5 protein-coding genes are annotated in these 6,775 nt (G+C 42.3%); 2 read left to right on the top strand and 3 right to left on the bottom strand.

Features of this window, described 5'->3' with window-relative positions:
- Positions 1-31: 31 nt before the first annotated feature.
- Positions 32-988 (bottom strand): aldo/keto reductase, encoded by a 957-nt coding sequence (locus GNE10_RS30260; protein WP_185569482.1) that lies wholly within the window; start codon positions 986-988, stop codon positions 32-34.
- Positions 989-1,235: 247 nt separating this feature from the next.
- Here GNE10_RS30260 and GNE10_RS30255 point away from each other — a divergent pair, with 247 nt between their 5' ends.
- Complete coding sequence (locus GNE10_RS30255; protein WP_185569480.1) at positions 1,236-1,976, top strand: SDR family oxidoreductase; 741 nt, start codon at positions 1,236-1,238, stop codon at positions 1,974-1,976.
- Positions 1,977-2,118: 142 nt separating this feature from the next.
- Here GNE10_RS30255 and GNE10_RS30250 read toward each other — a convergent pair whose 3' ends face one another.
- On the bottom strand, positions 2,119-3,165 hold the full coding sequence (locus GNE10_RS30250; RefSeq protein ID WP_185569478.1) for a cyanophycinase: 1,047 nt from the start codon (positions 3,163-3,165) through the stop codon (positions 2,119-2,121).
- Positions 3,166-4,197: 1,032 nt separating this feature from the next.
- The gene (locus GNE10_RS30245) at positions 4,198-5,679 is read right to left on the bottom strand and encodes a site-2 protease family protein (RefSeq protein ID WP_185569476.1); all 1,482 of its coding nucleotides are present in this window, start codon (positions 5,677-5,679) and stop codon (positions 4,198-4,200) included.
- A gap of 182 nt (positions 5,680-5,861) precedes the next feature.
- Here GNE10_RS30245 and GNE10_RS30240 point away from each other — a divergent pair, with 182 nt between their 5' ends.
- Positions 5,862-6,248: a DUF4280 domain-containing protein gene (locus tag GNE10_RS30240; RefSeq protein WP_099069585.1), complete on the top strand. Its 387-nt coding sequence runs from the start codon at positions 5,862-5,864 to the stop codon at positions 6,246-6,248.
- Positions 6,249-6,775: the final 527 nt, after the last annotated feature.

Below are 6,775 nucleotides of genomic sequence, written 5' to 3'. Positions count from 1 at the left end.
TCTCCCCATCTCCCCATCTCCCCATTCCCTTCTACGGATTCTCGCGGATGAAAGCTTCTATTTCATCTAGTTCTTGCTGATTGAGGCGAAGTTCTCCAGCACCGATGATTCCTTCCACCTGCTGGGGATTACGTGCGCCAACGATCGCTCCTGTTAAGGCGGGATTGTTCAAAGTCCAGGCGATAGCTACTTCACCAGGGGAACGACCGTGTTTTTCACCGATGTGTCGCAATACTTCCACTAGTTTCAGATTGCGAGATAGACGTGGTTCTTGGAATTCAGTGTTATTTTTGCGCCAGTCGTCATCCGGGAAATTGGCAACCCGCTCCGGTGTAATCTTGCCTGTAAGCAAGCCAGATTGCATGGGTGAATAAACAATTACACCGATATTGTTTTCCTTGCAGAAAGGCAAAATCTCTTTTTCAACATCCCGCTTAACTAGTGAATAAGGCGGTTGCAATGAAGTAACTGGGGCTATTTTCTGGGCGCGTTGTAACTGTTGAACGTTGAAGTTGGAAACGCCTATGTAGCGAACCTTACCTTCATCCTTGAGCTTAGCTAAAGTTGTCCACCCTTCTTCAATTTCTGGATCTGGATTCGGCCAGTGGATTTGGTAAAGGTCAATGGTTTCAACATCCAGTCGCCGCAAACTAGCTTCAACTTCTCGCTGTATGGAATCCGCCTTGAGGCTGTTACTGATTTTGCCTTTTTCATCCCAGATCAACGAGCATTTAGTAAAAATGTAAGGGCGATGGGAACGACCTTTAAGTGCTTTTGCAACAATCTCTTCTGAATGTCCCAGACCATAGACAGCTGCGGTATCAATCCAATTCACACCGAGGTCGAGGGCGCGATTGATGGCTGCAATGGATTCTTCATCATCTTGCGCTCCCCAACCAAAAGTCCAGCCGCCGCCACCGATCGCCCAAGCACCAAAGCCAATCGGAGTAATCTGAAGCTCCGAATTCCCAAGCTGTTTGGTTTGCATATCTAATTCTCTCCAAGAATTTTTGAGTCAATTAGTAGTTTAGGCTGCCAATATTGTCTTTACTGCTATCTTAAGTATGAATAACTACCAGTCTTAAGTTATCCTACCCCTAAAAGTGTATGAGATTTTATCTTGACTGTTGACGGTTAACAGTCAACAGTCAACAATATTGTGTTGATAACATACTACATATACACTAGAGTGGCTCAAAAATATTAGCAGTTACCAGCTAAATACAGAGAATAATATGTCAGAAGATTTAAAAGGCAAAATTGCACTCATTACAGGTGCAAACAAAGGAATTGGCTATGAAATCGCACGTCAATTAGGTTCTAGGGGTGCTACCGTCCTTGTTGGTTCCAGAGACATCGGACGGGGTGAAGAAGCAGCAAACAAACTTCGTTTAAACGATATCAATGCCAAAGCAGTTCAACTGGATGTAGTAGACCAAAAAACAATCGACTCTACAGCTGAGCAAATCGAGAGCGAATTCGGAAAACTCGATATCTTGGTAAACAATGCCGGGATACTAAGTGATGGCGATCGCCTTCCACCCAGTCAAGTTGACATTCAAACACTGCGACACACTTATGAGACAAACGTCTTTGGAGTATTTGCAGTCACAAAAGCCCTATTGCCACTTTTGAAAAAGTCAACAGCAGGGCGAATAGTAAATATATCAAGTAGCTTAGGTTCTCTGACTTTAAACTCCGACCCAGATTTTGAGTTCGCTAATTTTAAGCTTATTGCCTATAATTCATCAAAAACAGCACTCAACGCCCTCACAGTTTTATTTGCTGCTGAATTGAAAGATACCCCAATCAAAGTCAACGCCGCCGATCCTGGTTACACAGCAACCGACATCAATCAAAATCAAGCTCATCGCACCGTCCAACAGGGAGCCATAGCAGCAGTCAAACTTGCTACCCTCCCTGAAGATGGTTCTACTGGAGGTTTTTTTGACGAAAATGGCCTAGTTCCCTGGTAACGGGCATTTGGCATTGGGCATAAGACCTCTTGCAAAAGTTACTTTTGCAAGAAGGGGGAAAGGGAAAAGGTTAAAGGGAAAAGGGTTTTTATTTGCCCTTTCCCCTTTACCCCTTACCCTTTTCCCCACTTCTCTTAGAAGTCTAATAAGGATTTGAATCAATCCGTCCCCTTTTAACACTCCTGAGATAGTATCCAGAAGTTGGTCTGTTTTTCAAGTTGAAGGTGTCGCCACGGGGAACTCTCCAAATTTTATAGTTGGAAAATGTCAAAGGCGATCGCGGTTCGCATACTTCCGGTGTATGGTCGCCTAGTACAAAGTACGCTGCACCTCTACCTATAACTTTCACCAAACCATATTTATCTACAACAACCGACGTACTTTCACTAACTGCAATACCCAAAACACTACTAGATACACCATCCTTAATTTGACGGGCAATAAAAGCCATAATTCGACCCATTCTTTCTCGTCTGTCGAAGTGTGTATCTACGATGCTTCCTTTCAAATAATTCCAGTTAAAAAAGTTGTAAGTAAAGGTAATGTCTCGATAAGGATCTTCTAGTGCATCTCTAGTTTCAATGCCTTTTTCAGAAGAAGCACAAGCATCGTAGACATACTCACCTTGAATCATTGCACCTGCACTAGTACCGCCAACACCACCTCCCTTCAGGTAAACTGACTTCACAGCAGCTTCCAACTTCGTGTCTTTCCAACTGCGAACGTATTGGCATTGGTCGCCGCCAGCAAAGAAAATTACATCGGCATTTCTGACTTTTTCTGCAATCTCAGCTTTGTTTGCTTCTTGGCGATTGCTAACAATCAGAGTTTCCACAGAGTTTACGCCTTTCATTGCAGAAATTAGCCGATTGTAATCGTGATTACCATAGGTGCGGATGACAACAACATTGACTTTGGTAGCAGAGTTATTACCTCCCCTAACTTCGTTAATCATCCACTGGATAGCATCGTCCACATCGGGGCCTCCTCCACCCAAACTCAAAACCGGGCCAGCCAAGGAAGGAGAACGCACGTTGACAGAGGGGGAAGGATGGACATCAATAATATCGCCTAAGAAATAGCGTTTCCAGTTTGCTATAAAACGGGTTATGAGTAAGATTCCCATTTTAAACAACTTGATTACTCTACTCTTCAAGCGCCTTGATACATTTGGGAATGCCTTTGTCATACTAAACTTCTAATGCAAACTCCAATTATTACTAAGCTGCTACGCATTTGAATTACTCATTTACTCGTGAATCTTGTCCTTAGTCATTAATCATTTGTTCTTTGTAAACATCCTCTTGCAAAAGTAACTTTTGCAAGAGGGGGTAAAGGGGAAAGGTTAAAGGAAAAAGGGTTTTTATTTGCCCTTTCCCCTTTACCCCTTACCCTTTTCCCCACTTCTCTTAGAAGTCTAATGACAAATGGCAAAGGACAGTTGAAAGTATTTGAGACGTGCATTAGCTTAACTTTCGCATCAGAAGATGTGAAATTCCAGCGTACAGGACTTGTACTGTTTTTTCACACAAAATAATGCAGATTAATTAATTTTTATCTGCTTTTTTTGTTACAAAATCTCCGATTATAGAAATCAAATTTGATTTGGAAAATTGCTCATAGAGACTCTTAACAGTAGACCTCTTGCTTGCATTGCTTTTTGCACTCTTGTGGTCAAAGGAAAAAGGTGAGCCAGCGCGGTATTGGGGTTTCCCCCATGAGCGACTGGCGAACCCCGAAGGGGTTAAAGGGGAAAGGGAAAATACCAAACATGCACCCCCTTTTCCCAAATTTTGCAAGAAGTATAGTGAACTCTTAACAGGTAACAAGGAATAAAAGTGTACATAGCTTTACAGAAATAAAATATGAGTCATATATTTGTGTATTTTGATTTTTGTGGAATGCAAACTAAAATACATTGGGTATTGGTTGTCATTTTCCAAATCCTTCCATAATTGCTGGGAATATTTACCCAATATTATGAATAACTGGGAACCCCAATTAAATTATTTTGTCCGTGTAGTTCTTCTTAATAATCGCCAGCAATTGGAAACCAGAAAGGTACACTGCCCGCCACTAACGTATGCAAGGCTAACGCTTTAGTCGGTGAATGAAGAATCCCCTGCCTTTAGCAATAGATGAGCGTTCGCCGAGCGTGTCGTCAGACAAGCGATATCTATTGAGGCAGGGGAGTGTCAATTATTGTTTACTATGCGTAGCCTTATCCTATTCCCAAACGCCCAGCCAAGCCAGGAGTCAGGGGTAAAAGAGTAGTAATCATCAAAAATAAAGCCAAAAGACCCAAAGCGGCTCTAGCGTCATCGGGTTCACTGATTTCATTCAAGCTGGGGCGTTCTAAATCTCGTTGCAAGAAGAAAATCACGAATGCCCAGTACATAGCTAGAACATTACCGAGAGATACTAGCACCAGTAAAATTAAGGTTGCGACAGTTGCTCTTTGTGCGGTTTTGCGTCCATAAATTGCCTGGACAATACGGCCGCCATCTAGTTGTCCTGCGGGCATTAAGTTCAAAGCGGTAATTACTAACCCCAACCAACCAATCACCACTAGGGGATGAACGCTGACTAAAGGTGACTGTAAGGCAGAACCAAGGACAACCCGCGCCAAGCTTCCCACTAAAATTGAACCTTGGAAAAACTGATTTGGCAGTTGAAATAAGCTACCAGGGTGAGAAAGCAGCAAGCCAATAATCAGCATTCCTAAAGCAACGATACCGCCTGCGGCTGGCCCTGCCAAGGCAATATCAAATAATACCTTGCGGTTGGGCAATAGGGACTCAAAGCGGGTAATTGCACCAAAGGAGCCAATTTGCACAGCAGGTAGAAAGAAGGGCCAGCTCAGGCGGATTTGGTGACGGCGAGCCAGCAACCAATGACCGATTTCATGAGCTACTAAAATCGCAAATATACCCGCACCTATGGGTAAAGCTTCTGTAAACCGTCCGGGACTGGTAAAGAAATCAAAATTTAACAGTAATCCCGCAGCTTCTAAATTTGTGGCGATGGTCGCTACCAACAGAATACCCGCAAAAACTTTTTGCGATAACTGCATTGGTCGGGGATCGTTGCGACTGGGCAAAACAATTACTACTGGTCTAGTGTCTGTATTTTCCACTAAAAATAAGCGATAGCGATCGCCTAGTCGTTCTCGCAAACTAGCGCTCAAACGGTTGTGAATTTCTTCTGGTTCTCCGCGCAAATTGCCTTTAAAAATCGCTCCGTCTTGGTAGGGGATGGTTTCTGTAGCGAAAAATGTATCGATACCAAAAATACCTTTAATTGCATTTAAGTCATCTTCTGGTATCGGTGGAATCTGGGGTTTAAGTTCTATAACTGTTGGTTGTGGGGAATTTTCTTCAGCCAAGGACTCAGCAGCTAGTCTTTGGGTTGCTCGTTGCTTGAGAATGGCATCTTGCCCAGCTTTGCGTAACTGGCTGCCCAAGTAGATGTACAATCCAGCAGAAGCCACCACTAAGAACAATATACCTGCTATGTTGATGTAAATGCCTGTGGCAAACAATCCAAAAAACAATAGCCACGGAGTCATCAACACCACCGACTGTAACCAGGCCAAGATTCCTAGCTTGCCAAAAGGTCTGGCGCGATAAAAGCCCCACCCCAAAATGCCTAAAGCTACTAGCAGAATTGCCGCCAAGATAGAAGTTTCTGATAAAGTAGACATTTCCAAACCTTTGCTATTGAGACTAAGCCAGAACAAATCCGGTATTGCAGACACACTTATTAATGTATAACGTCCTCTGTCCTCTGCCCAAATTATCTGACTTGAGCTTTTGCAATACAACCTGATGAGTGTTACGCTACATTATCCAGGTAAGTGTATCTTGATGTGTGAAAGGGGAAATTATGGCTCTGCAAGTATGTTCCGGGGCAAGCCTCAAGTGTAGCTTTGGTGCAGCACCAAGTTCTTTGGTAGTTTTGCCCATTAATCGGGTATTGACTGGTACACCAGATGCCAACATTTTGGATAATAAGCCAATGGTGAATATTATGCCTTTTGGCATGTGTTCGTCTTTAGCAAATCCAACAGTTGCATCCGCTACAGCAGCTGCTTCTGGGGTGTTGACGCCCATGCCTTGTATACCCGTCATCCCCGCACCCTGGGCACCCGGTTCACCTACCGTTTTGATTGCTAACAGTCCAGCACTGAATAATACATCTAAATTGATGTGTGCGTGGGCGGGTGTAATTGAGGTGGTATACGCTGGTCAATCAACAGTGTTTATTCCCTAAAAATAATTTTGCTGTTGCTGAATTTGAATATGAATTTTAAAAATTGATGTTGCTGATTTAAAGTAAAATGAGTCTCATGGATTTAAGACGCTTTAGACCGAAATAATTCTTGTTTAATTATATTACAAATCTCAATTCATAACTCTGAATTCAGCAACACCCAAAAATTAACTTTTTTTTAACTCTGACTCTGGAGCACTTTTACTCGAAGAAAATTCTTAAAGACTGACAAATCAAAAAATAATTAACTACTTCTTGTGGGGTCGCAGTCTCGCCTGCTCTATAGACTTGGTGGTTAATATGTCCACTCCACAAGAGTGGATAATTTATTTTTTGATAATTCCTTATAAAGTGATATCGGCGTTGCATAAATCATATTATTTTTACTTTACAAATAGCCTATTAGGCTATGAGATTTTGACTAAAAATCTTGATGTCAGGGATTTTATTATCAAAATAAAGGCTCAAATATTTGCTCTATCTACAGTTAAAAATTTTGTTCTTATTTTTATTTATCCAGAGTAAAT

This window comes from Nostoc sp. 2RC (assembly GCF_014222165.1).
GTDB classification, from domain to species: Bacteria; Cyanobacteriota; Cyanobacteriia; order Cyanobacteriales; family Nostocaceae; genus Nostoc; species Nostoc linckia.
This window is presented reverse-complemented; position numbering and strand designations above follow the sequence as displayed.

Excerpts from the sequence above, each read along its gene's own strand:
- GNE10_RS30260 (WP_185569482.1), bottom strand. The coding sequence starts at position 988 with ATGCAAACCAAACAGCTTGGGAATTCGGAGCTTCAGATTACTCCGATT.
- GNE10_RS30245 (WP_185569476.1), bottom strand. The coding sequence starts at position 5,679 with ATGTCTACTTTATCAGAAACTTCTATCTTGGCGGCAATTCTGCTAGTA.
- GNE10_RS30240 (WP_099069585.1), top strand. The coding sequence starts at position 5,862 with ATGGCTCTGCAAGTATGTTCCGGGGCAAGCCTCAAGTGTAGCTTTGGT.
- GNE10_RS30255 (WP_185569480.1), top strand. The coding sequence starts at position 1,236 with ATGTCAGAAGATTTAAAAGGCAAAATTGCACTCATTACAGGTGCAAAC.
- GNE10_RS30250 (WP_185569478.1), bottom strand. The coding sequence starts at position 3,165 with ATGACAAAGGCATTCCCAAATGTATCAAGGCGCTTGAAGAGTAGAGTA.